The organism is Pseudoalteromonas sp. S4492 (genome assembly GCF_005886115.1).
GTDB lineage: Bacteria > Pseudomonadota > Gammaproteobacteria > Enterobacterales > Alteromonadaceae > Pseudoalteromonas > Pseudoalteromonas gelatinilytica.
In genome coordinates this window covers 1-397 of sequence record NZ_PNCP01000145.1, presented here as the reverse complement: position 1 = coordinate 397, position 397 = coordinate 1, and the positions used below count along the sequence as shown (strand labels likewise).

Below are 397 nucleotides of genomic sequence, written 5' to 3'. Positions count from 1 at the left end.
AATGTTTTTTTTGCGTAAGTTTTAATGTTAACCCTATGATTTTATGTACATAAATAAAAAGGGATCTACATATGTAGATCCCTAATAAAGTATCAGCCCATTATAAACGCGGCTTTTTTATTAAGCGACTAAATTAATCAGCCGCTAAGGTTTTTGCCATATCAGCACGGGCTCTGCCAGCAGGTTTAATTGAACCTGCACGAAGGCCGCTATCTGGAATAGCTGTACGCTTGTCATGCGCCATAGCCGCTGGTGTTGGCTCTGGCTCACTGTCTGCAACCGGTGCTGGTTTTGCCATCGCAGCGCTTGCTGAACCTTTTACTAAAACTGTTTTTTCATTTTTAGCAGGTTCTACAGCGGCAACAGGCTTTTCAGCTTGCACTGGCTCTTCAGCTTG

At 43.1% G+C, this 397-nt stretch carries 1 protein-coding gene; it reads right to left on the bottom strand.

Features of this window, described 5'->3' with window-relative positions; translation table 11 throughout:
• Positions 1–133 precede the first annotated feature (133 nt).
• On the bottom strand, positions 134–397 hold a 264-nt coding region (locus CWC28_RS21220), incomplete at its 5' end, for a hypothetical protein (RefSeq protein ID WP_138625741.1).